This window comes from Castellaniella sp., assembly GCF_036379515.1.
Classification (GTDB): Bacteria; Pseudomonadota; Gammaproteobacteria; order Burkholderiales; family Burkholderiaceae_B; genus Castellaniella.
In genome coordinates this window covers 18387-37417 of record NZ_DASVGN010000018.1, presented here as the reverse complement: position 1 = coordinate 37417, position 19031 = coordinate 18387, and the positions used below count along the sequence as shown (strand labels likewise).

The 19031-nt window shown below is 59.4% G+C and carries 13 protein-coding genes; 12 read left to right on the top strand and 1 reads right to left on the bottom strand.

Annotation, left to right across the window (positions count from 1 at the left end):
• Positions 1 to 26: 26 nt before the first annotated feature.
• From recC to tadA, 6 genes are read left to right on the top strand one after another with little or no spacing between them, the layout of a single operon-like run.
• The gene (gene recC, locus VF285_RS05960; protein WP_346951706.1) at positions 27 to 3533 is read left to right on the top strand and encodes an exodeoxyribonuclease V subunit gamma; all 3507 of its coding nucleotides are present in this window, start codon (positions 27 to 29) and stop codon (positions 3531 to 3533) included.
• Positions 3533 to 7153 carry an exodeoxyribonuclease V subunit beta gene (gene recB / locus VF285_RS05955; protein WP_346951705.1) on the top strand — a complete coding sequence of 1207 codons (3621 nt, stop codon included), beginning with the start codon at positions 3533 to 3535 and terminating at the stop codon, positions 7151 to 7153. The genes recC and recB overlap by 1 nt, the downstream gene beginning before the upstream one ends.
• Positions 7146 to 9125 (top strand): exodeoxyribonuclease V subunit alpha, encoded by a 1980-nt coding sequence (gene recD / locus VF285_RS05950; RefSeq protein WP_346951704.1) that lies wholly within the window; start codon positions 7146 to 7148, stop codon positions 9123 to 9125. The genes recB and recD overlap by 8 nt, the downstream gene beginning before the upstream one ends.
• Positions 9126 to 9129: 4 nt before the next feature.
• Positions 9130 to 10632 (top strand): NAD(P)H-hydrate dehydratase, encoded by a 1503-nt coding sequence (locus VF285_RS05945; protein WP_346951703.1) that lies wholly within the window; start codon positions 9130 to 9132, stop codon positions 10630 to 10632.
• 21 nt (positions 10633 to 10653) lie between these two features.
• The gene (locus tag VF285_RS05940) at positions 10654 to 11502 is read left to right on the top strand and encodes an HAD family hydrolase (RefSeq protein WP_346951702.1); all 849 of its coding nucleotides are present in this window, start codon (positions 10654 to 10656) and stop codon (positions 11500 to 11502) included.
• On the top strand, positions 11480 to 13078 hold the full coding sequence (gene tadA / locus VF285_RS14460) for a tRNA adenosine(34) deaminase TadA (protein ID WP_414648079.1): 1599 nt from the start codon (positions 11480 to 11482) through the stop codon (positions 13076 to 13078). Before VF285_RS05940 ends, tadA begins: the two co-directional genes overlap by 23 nt.
• 52 nt (positions 13079 to 13130) lie before the next feature.
• Here tadA and VF285_RS05925 read toward each other — a convergent pair whose 3' ends face one another.
• Positions 13131 to 13940 (bottom strand): IclR family transcriptional regulator, encoded by an 810-nt coding sequence (locus VF285_RS05925; protein ID WP_346951701.1) that lies wholly within the window; start codon positions 13938 to 13940, stop codon positions 13131 to 13133.
• Positions 13941 to 14175: 235 nt separating this feature from the next.
• Between VF285_RS05925 and VF285_RS05920 the strand changes: the two genes are divergently transcribed.
• From VF285_RS05920 to VF285_RS05895, 6 genes are all read left to right on the top strand, one after another.
• Entirely contained in the window at positions 14176 to 14922 is a 747-nt protein-coding gene (locus VF285_RS05920) for an SDR family oxidoreductase (RefSeq protein ID WP_346951700.1), read from the top strand.
• A 69-nt stretch (positions 14923 to 14991) separates the two neighbouring features.
• The gene (locus VF285_RS05915) at positions 14992 to 15849 is read left to right on the top strand and encodes a fumarylacetoacetate hydrolase family protein (RefSeq protein ID WP_346951699.1); all 858 of its coding nucleotides are present in this window, start codon (positions 14992 to 14994) and stop codon (positions 15847 to 15849) included.
• A 79-nt stretch (positions 15850 to 15928) separates the two neighbouring features.
• Positions 15929 to 16600, top strand: coding sequence for an amino acid ABC transporter permease (locus tag VF285_RS05910; protein ID WP_346951698.1), 672 nt, complete (start codon positions 15929 to 15931; stop codon positions 16598 to 16600).
• A gap of 1 nt (position 16601) precedes the next feature.
• Positions 16602 to 17252 carry an amino acid ABC transporter permease gene (locus tag VF285_RS05905; protein WP_346951697.1) on the top strand — a complete coding sequence of 217 codons (651 nt, stop codon included), beginning with the start codon at positions 16602 to 16604 and terminating at the stop codon, positions 17250 to 17252.
• Positions 17207 to 18124 carry a transporter substrate-binding domain-containing protein gene (locus VF285_RS05900; RefSeq protein WP_346951696.1) on the top strand — a complete coding sequence of 306 codons (918 nt, stop codon included), beginning with the start codon at positions 17207 to 17209 and terminating at the stop codon, positions 18122 to 18124. The genes VF285_RS05905 and VF285_RS05900 overlap by 46 nt, the downstream gene beginning before the upstream one ends.
• A gap of 68 nt (positions 18125 to 18192) precedes the next feature.
• The gene (locus tag VF285_RS05895; protein ID WP_346951695.1) at positions 18193 to 18939 is read left to right on the top strand and encodes an amino acid ABC transporter ATP-binding protein; all 747 of its coding nucleotides are present in this window, start codon (positions 18193 to 18195) and stop codon (positions 18937 to 18939) included.
• Positions 18940 to 19031 lie beyond the last annotated feature (92 nt).

Genomic DNA, 19031 nt, shown 5'->3' with positions numbered 1-19031 from the left:
GGCACGTCGCTTTCGGAGGATGGACGGTGGAATTGCAACCCGGGCTCATGCTGGTGCATGGCAATCGCGCAGAACAGCTTCGCGACGTGCTGGTCGCCTGGTTGCGCGGCAATCCACTTGAACCTCTTGAAAACGAGTGTTTGCTGGTGCACAGCAACGGTGTGGCCCAGTGGCTGCGCCTGGCCTTGGCGCAATCCGACACGGGCTGTGGCGTTGCGGCTGCGCTCGACTTTCTGTTGCCGTCGCGCTTCATCTGGCAGGCATATCGTACGGTGCTTGGCGAGGTGCCGCAAGATTCTCCCCTGGACAAGGACCCGCTCACATGGCGCCTGGTGCGGCTTTTGCCGCAGTGCGCAGAGCAGCCGGGCTATGCGCCATTGCAACGGTTTCTCGCTGACGACGCGGATGTCCGCAAGCGATATCAGCTTGCACGACGGCTCGCTGACCTCTTCGACCAGTACCAGGTGTATCGCGCCGACTGGCTCCAGGCTTGGGCGAAGGGCGAGCTCATACTGCCTGACGTGCGGGGTGGCCACATTGATTTATCAGAGGACCAAGCGTGGCAAGCGAGGCTCTGGCAGGCGTTGCTCGCAGATTTGGGGGCTGACGAGAATCCGATAGGGCGGGCCGCTATCCACGAGGCGTTCATGGCAAAAGTGCGGGCTGCAGCAGTGGGTGAGCCGCGCCCGACAGGGCTTCCGCGTCGTGTGGTGGTGTTTGGCGTGTCCTCCATGCCGCGCCAGACGTTGGAGGCACTGGCTGGGCTGGCGCGCTGGGTGCAGATTCTGGTGTGTGTGAACAACCCGTGCGCCCACTATTGGGCCGATATTCAAGGCGATAGAGATCTGTTGCGGGCTCGCTTCCGCCGGCAGCAACGACGCCCCAACCGGGTCGATGTCCAGGATGAAGCTGAGCTGCATCAACAGACGCAGCCTTTGCTCGCTTCGTGGGGGCGGCAGGGCCGCGATTTCATGGGGCTGCTGGATGATTTTGACGACCCCGAGTTTCGTGCGCGTTGCGGGGGTGCGCTGGCCGCCTTGCATCACCGGATTGATTCCTTCGATGCCTTGCCAGGTGCGACATTGCTGGAGCAGCTTCAGGATGACATTCGAGATCTGAGACCGCTCGAAGAGACCCAGGCGCTGTGGCCGCCGATTGACCCGATGCAGGATACCTCCATGTGCTTTCAGAGCGCACATAGTGCGCAGCGCGAGGTCGAGATCTTGCATGATCATCTGCTGGCCGCATTTGCAGCTGATCCCACTTTGCGCCCGCGTGACGTCATCGTGATGGTGCCCGATATTGAGGCCTATGCACCGCACGTTCAGGCGGTATTCGGTTTGCACGAGGGCCGGGATTGGCGACACATCCCGTATGCCTTAGCTGATCGCGGGCAGCGTCACGCCGATCCGCTGGTCATTGTGTTGGAACAGTTGTTGTCCTTGCCGCGTTTGCGGCTGGGCGTGCAAGAGGTTCTTGAATGGCTCGATGTGCCAGCGGTGCGCGCGCGTTTTGGGGTAGCAGATGAGGACTTGCCGCGCTTGCAGCGCTGGGCCCGCGAATCCAACGTGCGCTGGGGGCTGGATGCCCAACAGCGCGCCAGCTTCAACTTGCATCAATCGGCCGAGGCTGCCCATCAGTACACCTGGGCATTCGGGCTGCAACGAATGCTGCTGGGCTATGCAGCCGGTGCCGAAGCAGGCCCCTGGAACGGGATCGAGCCGTACGATGAGCCGGGGGGGCTCCAGGCCGCTGCCTTGGGAGGGCTTGCGCGCTTGCTGGAACGAATTGGGCAGACGTGGCGGTCATTGTGCGAACCCGCAGCCCCCGAGGTGTGGGTGGCTCGCTGCCGGGATCTGCTAGAGGATTTCTTCCTGCCAGTCACCGACGAAGATGAGCATACGCTGATGCGTTTTCGGCAGTGCTTGCAAGATTGGCAACAGTTGTGCGATGACGCAGGCGTTGTCGAGGCCTTGCCGGTGGCAGTGGTCGCCGAACACTGTCTGAGCGAACTCGATCAGGGTGGGTTGTCGCAACGGTTTTTTGCCGGTGCTGTCACGTTTGCGACACTTATGCCCATGCGTGCGATCCCTTTCCGGAGGGTGTGCCTGCTGGGCATGCAAGACGGGGCGTACCCTCGCTCGCGGGTCCCCGCAGATTTTGATCTCATGGCGATCCACACACGGTCGGGTGATCGTTCGCGCCGCGAAGATGACCGCTACCTCTTTCTGGAAGCGCTGCTATCGGCGCGCGATCAGCTGTATGTTTCCTGGGTGGGGCAAGATATTCACGATAATACCGAACAGGCGCCTTCGGTCCTGGTGTCGCAACTCCTGGAACATCTGGATCGGGGTTGGGTCTGCGTAAATGGCGGCCCTGTCTCTGAGGCGCTCACTTGTCGTCATCCCTTGCAGCCCTTCAGCCGCCGCTATTTTCCGCTGGACCCCCAAGCAGGGCCACAGGCGCTCTTCACGTTCGCCTCTGAGTGGCGCAATCCGCTTGCTGCCCCCGATGCCGGGTTCGCCCTGTCGTCACAGGACGCGCAGCTGGCATCGGTGCACTTGGATGACCTGGTGCGTTTCTTGCGCGATCCGGTCCGGGTGTTTTTTCAGGAGCGTCTGCGGGTTAGGTTCGAAGCATCCGAATCCGAGCCCGAAGATGTGGAGCCTTATTCTCGTGATGGGTTAGCGAGCTGGAAACTCAGGCAGTCCTTACTGGACGAAATGCAGCGTTCGACAGCCGATCACGACACCGATGGTTTGGGCCGCGTGTTCGAATCAGGGCTTGCTCGCTTGCAGCGCCAGGGCGATCTGGTCTCGGGAAGCCTGGGGCAATGGGATGCCGATGCGCTGCGAGACACTCTGGCCGACCCGTTGTCAGGGTACGCTGAAGCTTGCGCACGGTGGCCGGAACGTGTGGACGACCCGTTGCGCCTGGAAAGCAGTCTGACGCCGGGTTCTTCGGCTGAACCGATTCTCTTTGCCGATACTCTGGCAGGCTGGCGGCGCAATACCGCGGGCGAATGGTGCCGCATTCATCTGGTAGCCAGTGATTTAGTGGACCGCAAGAGCCATTACCGGTTGGCGATAATGCTGCAGCCGTGGCTGGAACATGTGTGTGCGCAGGCACATGGGCGGCCGCTGACGACACTGATCCTCAGCCCCAAGGGGAGGGTGACTTTCGGGCCTGGAGCTAGCCCGAGCCCTGCTGGCGATTTTTCTTGGTCGGCACTCTGGGCCTCGCTGTGGTCGGCACGGGCGCATGGCTTGTGTGGTCCGGCACCTGTCGAAGCGCATACGGCCAGCCTGTGGCTGCGCACAGGGCAGTCTACCGATCCGGAGAGCAAGGTCTGGTCCGAGCTGCATGATTGCTACGCGCAACGGCGCGACAAGAGCCTCTATTTGCGCCGAAGCTATCCCGATTTTGATGCCCTGGTGGCTGACAATGGTTTCTTCGAGTGGGCAAGAATGCTGTACGGTGCGCTGGATCAGATGCTGGGGCACTCGCCAGACGGCAAAGATGGGGGGGCCTGATGGTAGACACCAAAGTTCCCACCATGCAGGCCTTGCAGTTCAAGCTGCGCGGCAGCCATCTCATCGAAGCCAGCGCGGGCACTGGCAAGACCTGGACGATTGCGGCGCTCTACGTGCGCCTGGTGCTTGGCCATGGTGGCCAGCCCGCTCGTCTGCCTGGGCAAATTCTGGTGCTGACTTTTACGACCGCAGCGACGCTGGAGCTGCGTGATCGTATCCGGGCGCGCTTGTCTCAGGCTGCTGCAGTGTTTGCGGGTACCGAACTCCCAGAAAGTGACACGTTCTTGTCGGGCTTGCAGGCGGACTACCCACCGGCGCAATGGCCAAGCCTTTCCCGCCTGCTTGAGCTGGCTGCGCAGTCCATGGACGAGGCCGCAATCTTTACCATTCATGGCTGGTGCCAGCGTGTGCTGCGCGAGCACGCTTTCGACAGCGGTAGCCTGTTCGAGCTCAACCTGCAGCCAGATCTCAATGAACAAATCCGGCTGGTGGTCTGGGATTACTGGCGTGCCCAAGTGGCGAGCCTGCACGCAGACGCCCTCAATAGCGTATTGGGTGTGTGGTCCGGGCCAGAAAAACTGTTGGCGTATCAATCGCTGCTGACGCGCGACGGGCTCCCTGATGCCTCGCAAGAGCCTCTGGCGCAAGTGTGTGCGCAGGTCCAGTCCGAACGTGCGCAGCGTTTGCAGGTGCTCAAACAACCTTGGGTGAAAGGGGCGGACGAACTTGGTCAATGGGTCGAGAGCATTCGCGAGCACTTGACCGGGTATAACTCGGCCAATTTTGGTCGCTGGATCGGTGCTTTGCGCACGTGGGCGCAAGACCCGGCGCAAGAGTCACTGGATCTCAAGACAGGGTGGCAGCGCCTCACTCCCGGCGGAATTGCAGCCAAGTGGAAGGGCGATGATCCAGTTCCGCACCATCCCTTGAGTCAGGTACTTGCCGACCTCCAGCAGGCGCTCACCGAGTTACCTGGTTTTCGGCCCGCCGTTACCCAGCATGCGCTGGGCTGGATCGCGGCTCGCTTGCAGCAGTTGTTGGCTTCCTCTGCTCTCATGGGCTATGACGGCTTGCTGGTGGGGCTCGCGCGGGCACTCCAGGGCAATCGGGGGCAATCGCTTGTGCAGACGCTGCGCACTCAGTATCCCGTGGCGCTGATCGATGAGTTCCAGGACACAGACCCGCTGCAGTATCAGATTTTCGACAGTGTCTATGGGGTCGCGCGCAACGATCCAGAGTCTGCAGTCGTCTTGATCGGCGACCCCAAACAAGCCATCTACAGCTTTCGGGGTGCGGACGTGCATACCTATCTGCGCGCGGCGCGAGATTGTGCCGATAGGGTGCAGACGCTGAGCTGCAACTATCGGTCGTCGACCGCCATGGTAGGAGCCGTCAACGCTGTTTTCAGGGCAGCGGGTGACGACGCCTTCGTGACTGGAGTTGAGGGCGAGCGCATTGCATTTCAGCGCGCAGAGGCGCAAGGGCGTCCAGAGCGCTGGTTGTGCGACGGCAAGCCAGGCGCAGCCATGACCGCGTGCTGGTTATCTTCGGGTGCCGACGGCAAACCAATAACGGCCGGGCCGTATCGTGAACGCGCTGCTGCCTTCTGCGCAGGGCAAATTGCGGGTCTGCTGTCGCCTGGTGGTCAGAGCGGATTTGATCCTGGAAAAGGTGGTTTGATCAGGCCGGTTCAGCCTGCCGATGTTGCAGTGCTTGTGAGCACGCATGCAGATGCGGCGATTATCCGGTCTGCGCTGAGTCGCGTGGGGGTTCGCAGCGTCTATCTTTCCGAGCGGGAATCAGTGTATGAATCCCCGGTGGCACAGGATCTGGGGGTCTGTTTGCAGGCTTGTGCCCATCCCGATGATGAACGGGCGGTACGCGCCGCCTTGGCGACGCCTTTGCTCGCTTTATCGCTGAGTGAATTGCATGGTCTGGCAGAGGATGAAAGTGCCTGGGACGGGCAGGTCGAGCGGTTTCAGGGCTATCACCGTTGCTGGCAGGACCGGGGGGTGTTGCCCGCGTTGCGCAGGCTGCTGCACGACTTCAACATACCAGCGAACCTGCTGGCCTCGGGGACCGAAGGCGAGCGTCGACTGACAGATTGCCTGCACTTGGCTGAGCTGTTGCAGCAGGCCTCGTTGCACCTGGATGGCGAGCAGGCCTTGCTGCGGTTTTTGCAGCAGCAGCAAGAATCCTCTACAGACGAAGACGTGCGCCACCTACGCCTGGAAAGCGACGAAGATCTGGTCCGCGTGGTCACGATCCATAAGTCCAAAGGGCTGGAATATCCTCTGGTGTTTCTGCCCTTTGTCTGTGCGGGGGGCTCAGCCCCCAAGCGGGTGGAGCCTGTGCGTCTGATGCAAGGCGGGCAGACTGCCTGGGTGGTGGAACCCAATAAAGAAGAATCCGTACAGATCGCCGCCGAACGCCTGGGCGAAGAGGTTCGAAAGCTCTATGTAGCGCTCACTCGAGCGCGTCACGCCGTATGGCTGGTTCTGGCGGATGTGGCCAAGGTCGAGAACACCGGCATGGGTCATGTGCTGGGCAGCGACCTGCATGCGGCTTGGCAGTGCCTTGTCCAGGGTGCGGCAGGCGACATTGTCTGGAGCACTGAGGCGCTGTTTGCTGATCCTCCGGCTGTGCAGGTGCCAGAGGTTCAAGCCCTGGGGCCTGCACGGCAACTTGCGGGCCCGGTGGTGGCTCAGCCTTGGTGGATCGCCAGCTATTCGGCCTTGCATCATTTGGATGAAATTCGGGCTGAAGGCCAGGCCGTGCGGCCTGCCCCCCAGTCTGCCGCAGAAGATGTGCTGCGCGAGGCTCGTACGCAGGCTCTATCCCTTGATGAATCGGTGGCTGACAGCGAAGGTGCAGAACTGGCATCAGCCTTGAGCGGGTTCCCGCGAGGCAGCGAAGCCGGGACTTTCTTGCACGGCTTGCTCGAATGGGCCGGGCAACGCGCTTTCCAGAATCTGGACAATGCGCGCGACCTGATTGCTCGGCGGTGCCAAGTGCGGGGTTGGGAAGCCCATATCGACGTCCTGCACCAGTGGTTGTTGGATTTCTCCGCGGCCCTTTGGCAGGCCGATCTTCCGGACCATCCAGAGTGGCGCTTCAACGCTTTGCAAAGCAGCCAGCCTGAGCTGGAATTCTGGCTGCCGGTTACGCAAGTGGATGTGGCCCGGCTGGATCGGCTGATGACGGATCACCTCTTTGTCGGCTGCCCGCGCCCGGTCTTGGCCCCCGCCCGTTTGAATGGCGTGTTCAAGGGGTTTATCGATCTGGCATTGAAAGTGGGTGGGCGTTATTACCTGGTGGATTACAAGTCCAATGACTTGGGCGCCCGAGCCGTTGACTATGCTCCCGATTCGTTGATCCGTGCCATGTGCGGCGCCCGTTATGACGTGCAGCTCATGATGTACTTGTTGGCCTTGCATCGACAATTGCGTGCACGCCTGCCCGATTATGATTATGAGCGTGACATGGGGGGTGCACTGTACCTGTTCTTGCGCGGCCAGAATACACCGGGGCAAGGGGTGTGCGCCATGCGCCCTTCGCAGGAGTTGATGGATTCACTGGATGCCTTGTTTGAAGAGTGTGGGGGGAGTGCCCATGCCTGATTCACTCCCCGGCTGGTTGGGTTACCCTGCAGCGCCCGGCTTGCGCGATCTGGACCTGGCCTGGGGGCGATTCCTGCATGAGCAGGTGCCTCATGCAAGCGAGTTGGCGTTACGTCTTGCAGTGTTGTGCAGTGTGCGGCTGGCTCAGGGCAATCCGTGCCTGGATTTGGTTGGGCTTTGTGAGCACTGGTCCACCGTGTTGCCCGAGAGCTGGCGTAATGAGGCAGCCAGCGTCCGGCCGAAGTGGTTACCCATTGATGGGTCGGGTTGCCGCGAGGCACTGAATGCAGCCGCGTTCGTAGGCAGCGGAGCAGGGAGTGAACCCCTGGTTCTGTATGGCCACCGGCTCTATCTCGCGCGCTATTGGCGGGCGGGGGTGCGTATCCGCCAAGCGGTGAATAGCCGACTCATCAAGGAAGATACAGCGTTCGACATGACTGCTGCCCGCCAGTGGCTGGCGCGTGTCTTTCCTACGCCTGGTGGGCAGGAACTGGACTGGCAAAAATTGGCGTGTGCCAACGCCTTGTTGCAGCGCTTTGCCATCATGACGGGTGGGCCCGGAACGGGTAAGACCCGTACGGTGGTGCAGTTACTGGCCGTCCTGCAGGGGCTGGCGCAACAGCGGGGGCAGGTGCGCGGTTTGCGTATCCGTCTGGCGGCGCCCACTGGCAAGGCGGCCGCACGTTTAAACAGCTCCATTACGGGGGCGCTGGTCGGCCTGCGGCCAGAGGCAGACGAAGTTCTTCTGGCAGCGCTGGACCGAATCCCTACTGAGGTCGTGACCCTGCATCGGCTCCTTGGAAGTCGGCCTGGGACCCGTCAGCACATCTACCAGTCCGGTCATCCCTTGGATCTTGATGTCTTGGTGGTGGATGAAGCGTCCATGATGGACGTTGAAATGATGGATGCCGTTCTGGCCGCTCTGCCGTCGGCCGCTCGCTTGATTCTGCTGGGTGATCGCGATCAGCTGGCTTCGGTTGAGGCTGGGGCCATGTTGGGTGAACTGTGCGCCCGAGCACCCGAAGGGCACTACTTGCCGCAGCATTGTGCGCGTCTGCAAGCGCTGTGTGGTCAGTCGCCCGGGCTCCAATGGCAGGATGAGCACGGGACTGCCCTGGATCAAGCCGTGGTGATGTTGAGGCACAGTTATCGCTTCAATGAGAAAAGCGGTATTGGGCGTTTTGCACTGGCGGTTAACGCGGGCGATGTGCCTGCCGTCCGGGCTTTGCGTGATCATCCGCCTGCTGGTCTGGATGTTCTGGCGCTGCAAGGGGTGGGTGATGCGGCATCGGCCGATTGGCTGGCGCACGCTGGCGTATTGGGAAGCGGGGGGTACGGTGCTATCTTTGAAGCCTTGAACCATGCAGTTCCTGACCCCGATGCTGATCCCTCGCAGTGGGACGCGTGGGCGAGTGAGCTTTTGAAGCAGCAGGGACGGTTTCAGGTTCTGTGTGCACTTCGCACGGGTCCCTGGGGGGTAGAGGGCCTGAATAGGCTCATTGAATCCCGGTTGCGGGCACAGGGGGCTATCTCTGGCCATGCGGGGCCGTGGTACGCCGGGCGCCCGGTGTTGGTCACGCGTAACCAGCCCGAGCTGGGCCTGGCCAATGGAGACATAGGGCTCGCTTTGCACCTGCCCGATTCTCGTAAGCCAGGGCATTCGGTGTTGCGGGTTGCGTTTGAGGGGGCTGCGCCAGGAGCCGTGCACTGGGTGCCGCCCGCGCGCTTGCCCGCTGTCGAGACGGTCTACGCGCTGACGGTGCACAAATCGCAGGGTTCTGAATTCGAGCACGTGCTTCTGGTGCTGCCAGATCGCCCCGGACCGTTGCTCACTCGCGAGTTGCTCTATACCGGGGCCACACGGGCTCAAAAGACGCTGTCCCTGGTACTGCCGGGCCCGGTTTCGTTGCTCGATGACGCTGTGCGTCACCTCACGCAACGCGCGGGCGGTATCTGGAATCCTGATAGCTGAAATCATGATGAACGACAACGAATCGAATAGCTGGACCGCGCGGGGAGCGCAACACGTCCTGCTCACCCCGACACAGATGGCCGCTGCCGATCGTGCGACGATTGATTCCGGCATACCGGGGGCGAGCCTCATGGCTGCAGCAGGCGCCGCCGTGGCCCTGGCCATCCGTGCACGCTGGTCTTCGAGGCCAACCGTGGTGTTGTGTGGTACGGGCAATAATGGCGGCGATGGCTGGGTCGTGGCCCGCTTGTTGCAAGAAGCTGGTTGGCCCGTGCGGGTCGCCCTATTAGGAGACCGTTCCCAATTGCAAGGAGATGCCGCTTGGGCCGCGAGGGCCTGGGCTGGGGGGGTGGAGCCTGCCCGGCCTGCTTGTCTCGTCGGTGCGAAGCTGGTGGTGGACGCTCTGCTGGGTGCCGGGCTCAATCGCGTAGTGTCGGGGGCGGTTGCCGAGATGATCTCTGCGGTCAACGCCGCTGCAGTGCCGGTGTGCGCGGTGGATGTGCCCAGCGGGCTGGATGGTGCCACGGGCCAGCCGTGTGGAGCGGCAATTCAGGCTGATCTGACGGTGACCTTTTTCCGGCGCAAGCCGGGGCACTTGTTGTTGCCGGGCCGCCTGCTGTGTGGTGAGCTGGTGTGCGCTCGAATCGGTATCCCGGTGGCCGTGCTGGGTGCGGTGGGCTCCGAGACCTGGGCGAACCATCCAGACTTGTGGCGGGCTGCTTTCCCTTGGCCGGGCTCGGCCAGCCATAAGTATTGCCGGGGCCACGCCTTGGTAGTGGGGGGCGACCGCCTGCTGGGGGCAGGGCGCCTCGCATGCCTGGCGGCCGCGCGGATAGGGGCGGGGCTGGTAACGCTCGCCGTCCCTCAATCGGCGTGGGCCCTGCAGATAGCGGCACTCACCTCCGTCATGGTGGAAGCCTTACCGGCGGACGAGAGCGTCGCAGCGGCGGTGGCTGATCTAAGGCGCAATGCTTTGTTGATAGGTCCGGGGTTGGTGCGCAAGAAAACCGCCAAGGCACAGGTTCTGGCGCTCTTGGCAACACGTCGGCCGTGTGTGCTGGATGCTGGTGCCTTGACCGCGTTCCAGGATGAGCCTCAGGTCTTGGTGCAAGCTTTGCATGCAGGATGCGTACTGACCCCCCATGAGGGGGAGTTTGCGCGCTTGTTTGCTCTTGAAGGAGATAAACTGCACCGGGCCGCGGTAGCGTCGCGAGACAGCGGCGCGGTCGTGGTGCTCAAGGGAGCTGATACGGTCGTCGCCGCGCCGGATGGCCGCTGCGTCATCAATGACAATGCCCCTCCATGTTTGGCGACTGCGGGCGCAGGTGACGTCTTGGCGGGAATGATCGTGGGGCTGCTTGCGGCAGGCATGTCTGCGTTTGAAGCCGCGTGTGCTGCCGTGTGGTTACATGGCCTGGCTGCGGATCGGCTAGGCTGGGGGCTGATTGCCGAGGATTTGCCAAGCGCACTGCCTGCCGCGCTGCAGACGCTGGCAGAATGGGATTGAGGGTATAAAGGATCACACGCTATGGCAGACGTCATTGCACTGGTTTTCGATTTCGACGATACGTTGGCACCCGACAGCACGTCGGGGTTTCTGCAAGAAATCGGGGTCGATTCCGACGCATTCTGGCGCGATCAGGTTGGACCGTTGCTCGATCACGAAGACTGGGACCCTGTCCCTGCTTATCTGTACCGTATGCTGCAGTTGTCGCAGTCAGGTCGCCATGGTGCCATCACGCTCGAACGGCTGCGGGACTGGGGGGCGCGGCTGCCGCTGCATGAAGGTGTCGCCACACTCTTTGATCGCCTGCGGGCCAGCCTGCGGGTCACGCACCCTACGGTGCAACTCGAGTTCTATCTGATTTCAAGTGGCCTGGGTGATGTGCTGCGCAGTACCTCGATTGCGGCGCAGTTCACGGATATCTGGGCTTCTGAGTTTCATTACGACGACGAGGGTGCCATTGCTTTCCCGCGTCGTGTCGTAAGCTTTACCGACAAAACGCGGTATCTGTTTCACATCCAGAAGGGCATCATAGGTCCCGACTCCCGCAACAAACCCTTCGAAGTCAATCGCAAGGTGGACCCCGACAAACTTCGCGTCCCGTTTGAACAGATGATATTCGTGGGTGATGGCTACACTGATATCCCATGTTTTTCGCTCATTCGTCGATCAGGCGGCGTAGCCTTCGGCGTTTGGGATCCGCGCCACCGTGAGAAACGTAGCCGGGCCTGGGGCTTCATCCAGGAAGGCCGCGTCTCCAATCTGAATCAGGCTCGGTTCGACGAAAATGCCGAGTTGTATCAGTGGCTAGAGGCTGCGGTAGAAAGTCTCGCCTCAAAGGTCGTGCTCAATGCTCGGACCTATCGTGGGTAGTGTGCGGCGTAAGTCTTCGTCGGCCGAATGCTCGGTGGCTTGTGCCACAGACGTGCTGGACGATGACGCTGCCATGCGCCTGGCCCTAGCCCAGGCGCGACAGGCAGCAGCACAGGGTGAAGTGCCTGTGGGAGCCGTGGTGTTGAGCCCCGACGGGCATTTGTTGGCCACCGGACACAACCGCACCATCATCGACCATGATCCCACGGCACATGCAGAAGTCGTCGCCTTGCGGGCGGCGGCCCAACGGCTCGCCAATTACCGGTTGTCGGGAGCACGTCTGTATGTCACGCTGGAACCCTGTGCGATGTGCTTGGGCGCGATGTTCCATGCCCGTCTGCGCGAGGTCGTCTACGGTGCGGCAGACCCCAAGACAGGTGCCTGCGGTGGTGTTATCGATCTATCTGGCCAGCCTCGTCTGAATCACCATACACAGGTTCGAGGCGGTTTATGGGCTGGGCCCTGTAGCGATCTGCTGCGCGAGTTTTTTCGGGCCCGGCGTACAGCCCGGCGCACACCTTCTCTTCTTCAGGAACCCGACACTATGCCTACCCGTCAGCCTGTCCAGGCTCAAAAGCCGATCCCGCACGAGCATGTTGCAGCTGTCGCATCGCCGCCTGCTGAGCACGAACATGACCATGTGGCAGGCCATGACGAAAGCGCTGCATACCCAGGGCATGTTCAGCCCTCGGGCATCTATCTCGTCTCGCTCTCGGGGGCAGTCCCGGACCCTGCCGTGCTGGATGTGTCCGTGGAGCGTTTGCGAGCATTGGGTTTTGGCGTAGCAGTCGATAGGGCCGCCAGACTGGTGCATGAACGGTTTGCGGGAACCGATAAGCAGCGGCTGGGGGCGCTCGCTCGTGCCCTGAAGCAAAAGCACCCTGTCGTTATGGCCACTCGGGGTGGCTATGGGCTCAGCCGGTTGTTGCCTTCCATCGATTGGCAGGCAGTTGCCGATAGCGGCAAAACCTTCATCGGGCAAAGCGACTTTACGGTCTTTAACCTGGCACTGCTGGCTCGCACTGGAGCGGCCAGTCTCATGGGTCCTACTGCGCTGGCTGATTTTGGTGGTAAGAAGGTCGATGACCTGACGCAAGACCTGTTTCTGGAAACGCTCTCCAATGAGCTGGAAATTCTAAGCTTTGAGTCCCCAGACTCTGATGCGGTGGATGCTCGAGGCATCCTGTGGGGCGGGAACCTCGCCATGGTGGCATCGTTGGTGGGCACGCCGTATTTACCGGATATTCAAGGCGGTGTTCTGTTTCTGGAAGATGTGGCTGAACACCCGTATCGGGTGGAACGCATGCTCACTCAACTTTGGCACGCGGGTGTTCTGGAGAAGCAGCACGCCATTGTGTTGGGCCAGTTCACCAACTACCGCCTGACTCCTCATGACAATGGCTACGACATGCCCTCTGTCATTCAGTGGCTGCGCAAAGCTGTACGCGTACCTGTGGTCACCGGGCTGCCTTTCGGGCACGTCAAAGTCAAGGCCACACTTCCGGTTGGCGTGCAGGTCGGGATTGCAACCGAAGACGGTATGGCGCATCTGGTGCTGCAGGAGCATAGCCACTGACGCCTTTTCGGCCGCCCTCCGGTTGCTGCCCAGGCAGCGGTCTGGTAGGGAATCAGTCTTCTTCTTCTGCCCCCAACTGGCGAGAAAGCCTGGCGCAGATATCAGCCTGTGCTGTCTTGACATTCTCCACCGTCGGGCGACGTGCCCCGTCGATCCGTGTGATGTATGGCACGTTGATGGCGGCAACCACTTTCTGGTTGGGGCCTCGCACCGGAAACGCGATGTTGGTGACGCCCTGGGTCTGAATGCTGGGCATCACTGAGCATCCGCGAGCCCTCACGTCGGCCAGGAGCGACAGCAGTTGCCCAGGGTCCACAGATAGCTCCCCCTCAACCTTGACATGATTGTTCAGCATTCGAGTTCTCTGCGCTTCATCCTGGTATGCCAGCAGAACGTGTCCTGAAGAGGTGTCGGTCAACCCCATGAGAGAGCCGGTCTTGAGTCCGAAAGACCATCGATCAGGGCTGTCGACCTGTGCTACCACGACGATCTGCCCACCTTCGTAGACTGAAAGATGGCAGGACTGTTGCGCACGCTGCGCCAGTTCGTGCAGTAGCGGAAGGGCGGCTCGCGTCAGCTGCTTGAGTGGGGAATGTCTGTGAGCTAACCGGAATGTCTTGAGTGTCAGGGTGTAGCGGTCGTTTTCGTCTGCCTGGATATAGCCTCGTCGGTGCAGGGTGACAACCATGCGAAAAATTTGGCTCACGCCGCGCTCAAGCGCTTTCGAGATCTGATTGAGCGTGTAGCCCTCGGTGCTGTCGCTGAGCAGCTCCAGAATATCCAGGCCCTTTTCTAGTGCTGGTGCACTGTAGACGGTTCTATGCGCCTTGGCCGATTGGCTTGAGTTGTCGGAGGTGTTCATAAGCGGTGTGCGGCGGAAGCTGAGTTTTAGTTTACCTTGCATCTATTTTACATACAAAATTTAATTGTTAAATATGATAGAAAATCATCGATTTCACTCAATTTTTACAAAATATAGGGTAAATACTTAGTCAGATTTGAAGCAACCTTGTTGTCTCTCATAGGACATATGTTTACCATCTTGTTTTGTATATGAAAATTGTTTTCATATTTACGATTCTTCACCGGGGAGCATCATGGCTGGACGTCTACAGGGCAAGACCGCGTTGGTCACAGCAGCGGCCAACGGCATCGGCCGCGCGACGGCGCTGCGTTTCGCGCAAGAGGGTGCGCGGGTTTTTGCAACTGACATCAACGAAGCCGGGCTGGCTGGCCTTCAAGGCTGCGAGTTGCGGCGGCTTGATGTGACTGATGTGTCTGCTGTCCAAGCGCTAGTGCACGAGATCGGTTCCATTGACGTGCTGTTTAATTGCGCAGGCTTTGTGGATAGCGGAAGCATCCTGGAATGCAGCCGAAAGTCTTGGGATTTCTCCTTTGCGCTAAATGTGACCGCTATGTACGAAGTCATCAAGACGGTGCTGCCAGGCATGCTGCAACAAGGGCATGGCTCCATCGTCAACATGTCGTCGGTGGCTTCCAGTGTCAAGGGCGTCGCCAACCGCTTCGCGTACGGCACCACCAAGGCTGCTGTTGTGGGGCTGACGAAAGCGGTTGCCGCAGATTTTGTTGGTCAAGGCATTCGTTGCAATTGCATCTGCCCGGGCACAGTTGAATCCCCGTCACTCAAACAGCGCATTGCGGTTCAGGCACAGGCGCAACACCAGAGCGTGGATGATGTCATGGCAGCCTTTGTGGCACGTCAGCCCATTGGCCGCATTGGTACGCCCGAAGAAATCGCCAGCCTGGCCCTCTATCTGGCGTCCGACGAGTCTGGTTACACCACCGGGACCGCTCAGGTCATTGATGGCGGCTGGTCCAATTGATTTTGCCTGTGCGCTGCCGGATAGGGTCCCTGGGACTCCGCCGACAGGTATGGATTTAAAGGAAAAACCATGAAACTACTTCGTTTTGGGCCTGTTGGCCACGAAAAACCCGGCCTGCTGGATACCCAAGGCAATGTGCGCGATCTGAGCGGCATTGTGGGTGATCTGTCAGCGGACAGTCTTTCTCCGGCCGGGCTGGCCGCGCTGCGCGCCCTTGATCCGACCAAGTTGCCGCTGGTGCAGAATGCTGGCCGCCTGGGCGTGCCGTTTTCCAATCCTGGCAAGTTCATTTGCATTGGCTTGAATTACACCGATCATGCCAAAGAGACTGGCGCCGAGATTCCGAAGGAACCTATTCTGTTCAACAAGTGGTCCGCTCCTACCGGGGCCAATGATCCCGTCGTGATGCCCAGGGGCTCCGTCAAGACCGACTGGGAGGTCGAACTGGGGGTAGTCATTGGTTCGCGTGCGCGCTATGTGACCGAAGCAGATGCGCTGTCGCATGTGGCTGGCTACTGCGTAATCAACGACGTTTCCGAGCGTGAATATCAGCTTGAGATGGGCGGCACCTGGGATAAGGGCAAGGGTTGCGACACCTTCGGTCCCGTGGGCCCGTGGCTGGTTACTGCCGATGAAATCGGCGATCCGCAGAGCCTGGATATGTGGCTGGAAGTCAATGGCAAGCGCTATCAGCATGGCAATACCCGTACCATGATTTTTGGTGTGGCCGCACTCGTCTCCTACCTGAGCCGCTTCACGACGCTGAATCCCGGAGACATCATCTCCACCGGCACGCCTCCCGGTGTCGGATTGGGTCAAAAACCACCTGTCTACCTCAAGGCCGGCGACACCATCCGGTTGGGGATCCAAGGCTTGGGTGAGCAGAGTCAGCGTGTCCACGCCTGGGATGCCGCCTTGCTGAATTGATTGCATTTTTATGACTGACCTCTAGCCATGGCATGCAGAAGTCACGGCTGGGGGTCAGGTCTTGCTTTGAGAAATCAGCATGGTCTATCACTTTGAATTTGGTGCGGTGCTTCAATCTTGGCCGCTGCTGCTGGATGGAACGCTCAAAACCATCCAGCTTTCTATGTCGGCGATGGTCATCGGCCTTTTGATTGCCATGTTCTGCTCCTGGGGCAAGAGCAGTGGGCCGCGTCTGTTGCATTACGCCATTGATGCCTATATAGAGGCAATCCGGAATACGCCGTTCCTGATCCAGTTGTTTTTCTTCTTTTTTGCTTTGCCCGCTCTGGGTGTGCAGATGTCGGCATCCACGGCTGCTCTGGTGGCCATGTTCGTAAATTTGGGGGCTTTCGCCACTGAAATTCTACGAGCAGGGGTTGAGGCTATTCCTAAAGGGCAGGTCGAGGCTGGGCTCGCCCTGAACCTGAAACGCTATCAGGTGTTTCTGTTTATTGTGCTGAGGCCTGCGCTGAAGACCATTTTTCCTGCACTCTCCAGTCAGTTTATCTTGCTGATGCTCACTTCCAGTATTGTCTCGACCATCTCGGCAGATGACCTGGCGTCAGTGGCTGCAAATATCCAGTCTCAGACCTTCCGCAGCTTCGAAATCTATATTGTTGTCACGGCAATTTATTTTGGACTGTCGCTGGCTTTCATGGGCATTTTCAAGCTGGCCTGGAAGCGCTTCCTGTATTTTCCGGAGAGCCGATAAGATGCGCAGTTTCTCAGTGATCGATATCTGGTCTTTACTGCTGGCTGTACGTTGGACAGTCGCACTGGCTGTCATTGCGCTTGCAGGTGGGGCTCTAGGCGGCCTGGCGTTGGCACTGGCACGGACGTCACAGTCTCGGCGGTTGCAGGCGGTTTCTCGTGGCTTCATCATTCTGTTCCAGGGTACGCCGCTGCTGATGCAGCTCTTTCTGATCTTCTTCGGATTTCCGGTGCTGGGGATAGACGTCAACCCGTGGCTCGCCGCCGGAGTGGCTCTGATATTCAATACCAGTGCGTTTTTAGGCGATATCTGGCGTGGCTGCATTCAGGCGGTTCCTAAGGGCCAGACCGAGGCCGCCTACGCCCTGAATCTTGGCAGCTTCGATCGCATGCGGTATGTCATCTTGCCGCAGGCGTTCAAGATTGCCATCCCTCCGACGGTGGGCTTCATGGTGCAGATCATCAAGGGCACTTCGTTGACTGCCATTATCGGGTTTGCCGAACTGACTCGAACAGCGCAAATTATCAACAATGCCACTTTTGCTCCGCTACCAGTGTTCTCACTCGTTGCTCTTTTATATTTTTGCCTTTGCTGGCCGTTGTCGAAATGGTCTCGGCAGCTGGAGCGCCGCTTGTCGGCACCGCTGTCCTGAGTTCCCTATTGCGGTTTTTTCATCACAAAAATGATTTCAAGGAAATATTCATGCGTTATTCGTCACTCAGCAGGCTGCTCAAGCGTGTTCTGGTTCCTGTTATTGGGTCGTTGCTCGTAGTCTCGGCCAGTGCATCGTTTGCTGCCGACAGCTATTGGCAGACCGTCAAAGACCGCGGCACGATCAAGGTGGGCGTTCTGGTTGATTGGCCCCCTTATGCGGGGTCCAATGCCCAAAACCAGCCTGCCGGCTACGATGCCGATGTGGCCCAATTGCTTGCAAAAGACCTGGGTCTGAAACTACAGTACGTCATCATGACCGGTCCTAATCGGATTCCGTTCCTGCTGACAGATAAGGCAGATGTTCTGGTTGCTTCTCTGGCCATCACACCTGAGCGTGAAAAGCAGGTTCAGTTTTCGATCCCTTATTCGGCAGCCAGCATGGTGCTATTGGGACCAAAGAATTTGAAGCTTTCCACCCCCGCGGATTTCCCGAAGTTCAAGATTGGTGTGCCGCGTGCGAGTACGACGGATATTGGCGTGTCCAAGGTTGCGCCTCCGGGAACCAATCTGCGTCGTTTTGACGATGACGCCTCTGCGCTGCAAGCCATGTTGGTGGGGCAGGTCGACGCGGTGGGAACCTCTTCGGTGATTGCTGCTGATGTGCAGAAGCGCTTTCCGGGGAAGTACAAGGTGCTGTATGTCGTCAACGAGCAATTGATGGCCATTACCATGAGAAAGGACCGCCCCGAGCTTTTGAAGGTCATGAATCAGTTTGTGAAGACCAATGTTGAAAACGGGAAGCTCGACGCGCTGTTTCAGAAATCATTGAATACCCCCTTGCCTCAGTCGGTCGTGCAGGCCGCTAAATAATAGCGATGGGTGTTGCGTGGCCTTGCGTGTGTGCCAGGTGGCGCACGCGCATTCAGGATTTGAGTCTTATGCCGAATGAAAAAGAGATCATCACCTTCACGGGTGTCGAGAAATGGTACGACCAGTTCAAGGTCCTTAGGGGAATCGATCTGAGTGTAAAGTCGGGAGAACGGATCGTGATTTGTGGGCCTTCTGGCTCGGGAAAATCCACTCTGATCCGTTGTATCAATGGCCTTGAGAGCATCCAGAAGGGTCGTATCACCGTCGCTGGCATCGACATCAGCGCCAACAAGGCGAACGCAACCAAGGCTCGTGAGCACGTGGGTATGGTCTTTCAGCAGTTCAATTTATTTCCACACCTCACGGTTCTGGAAAACTGCATTCTGTCGCCCGTGCGATCACAGAAGTTGCCCAAGAAAAAGGCACAAGAAGTCGCGATGCATTATTTGTCGCGGGTACGTATACCGGATCAGGCGAGCAAATACCCCAGCCAGCTGTCGGGGGGGCAGCAGCAGCGTGTTGCCATTGCTCGTGCGCTATGCATGAAGCCCGAAATCATGCTGTTTGACGAGCCCACGTCTGCGCTGGATCCAGAGATGGTCAAGGAAGTTCTGGACACCATGATTTCGCTGGCCCACGATGGCATCACCATGCTGTGTGTGACCCACGAGATGGGCTTCGCTCGCAGCGTGGCCGATCGGGTGATCTTCATGGCCGATGGCGAAATCATTGAGCAGGCGCCACCGGATGAGTTTTTTGATTCCCCGAAGCATCCCAAGGCACGCAGCTTCCTGGGGCAGATCCTGAATCACTAGCGATTTTTTGAAAAAGACGACCTAAACCCCCAGATGCATACGGTGCGGCAATTTTTTCAGTGGGTCCCTAGCGTCGTCGGTTACATTGAATG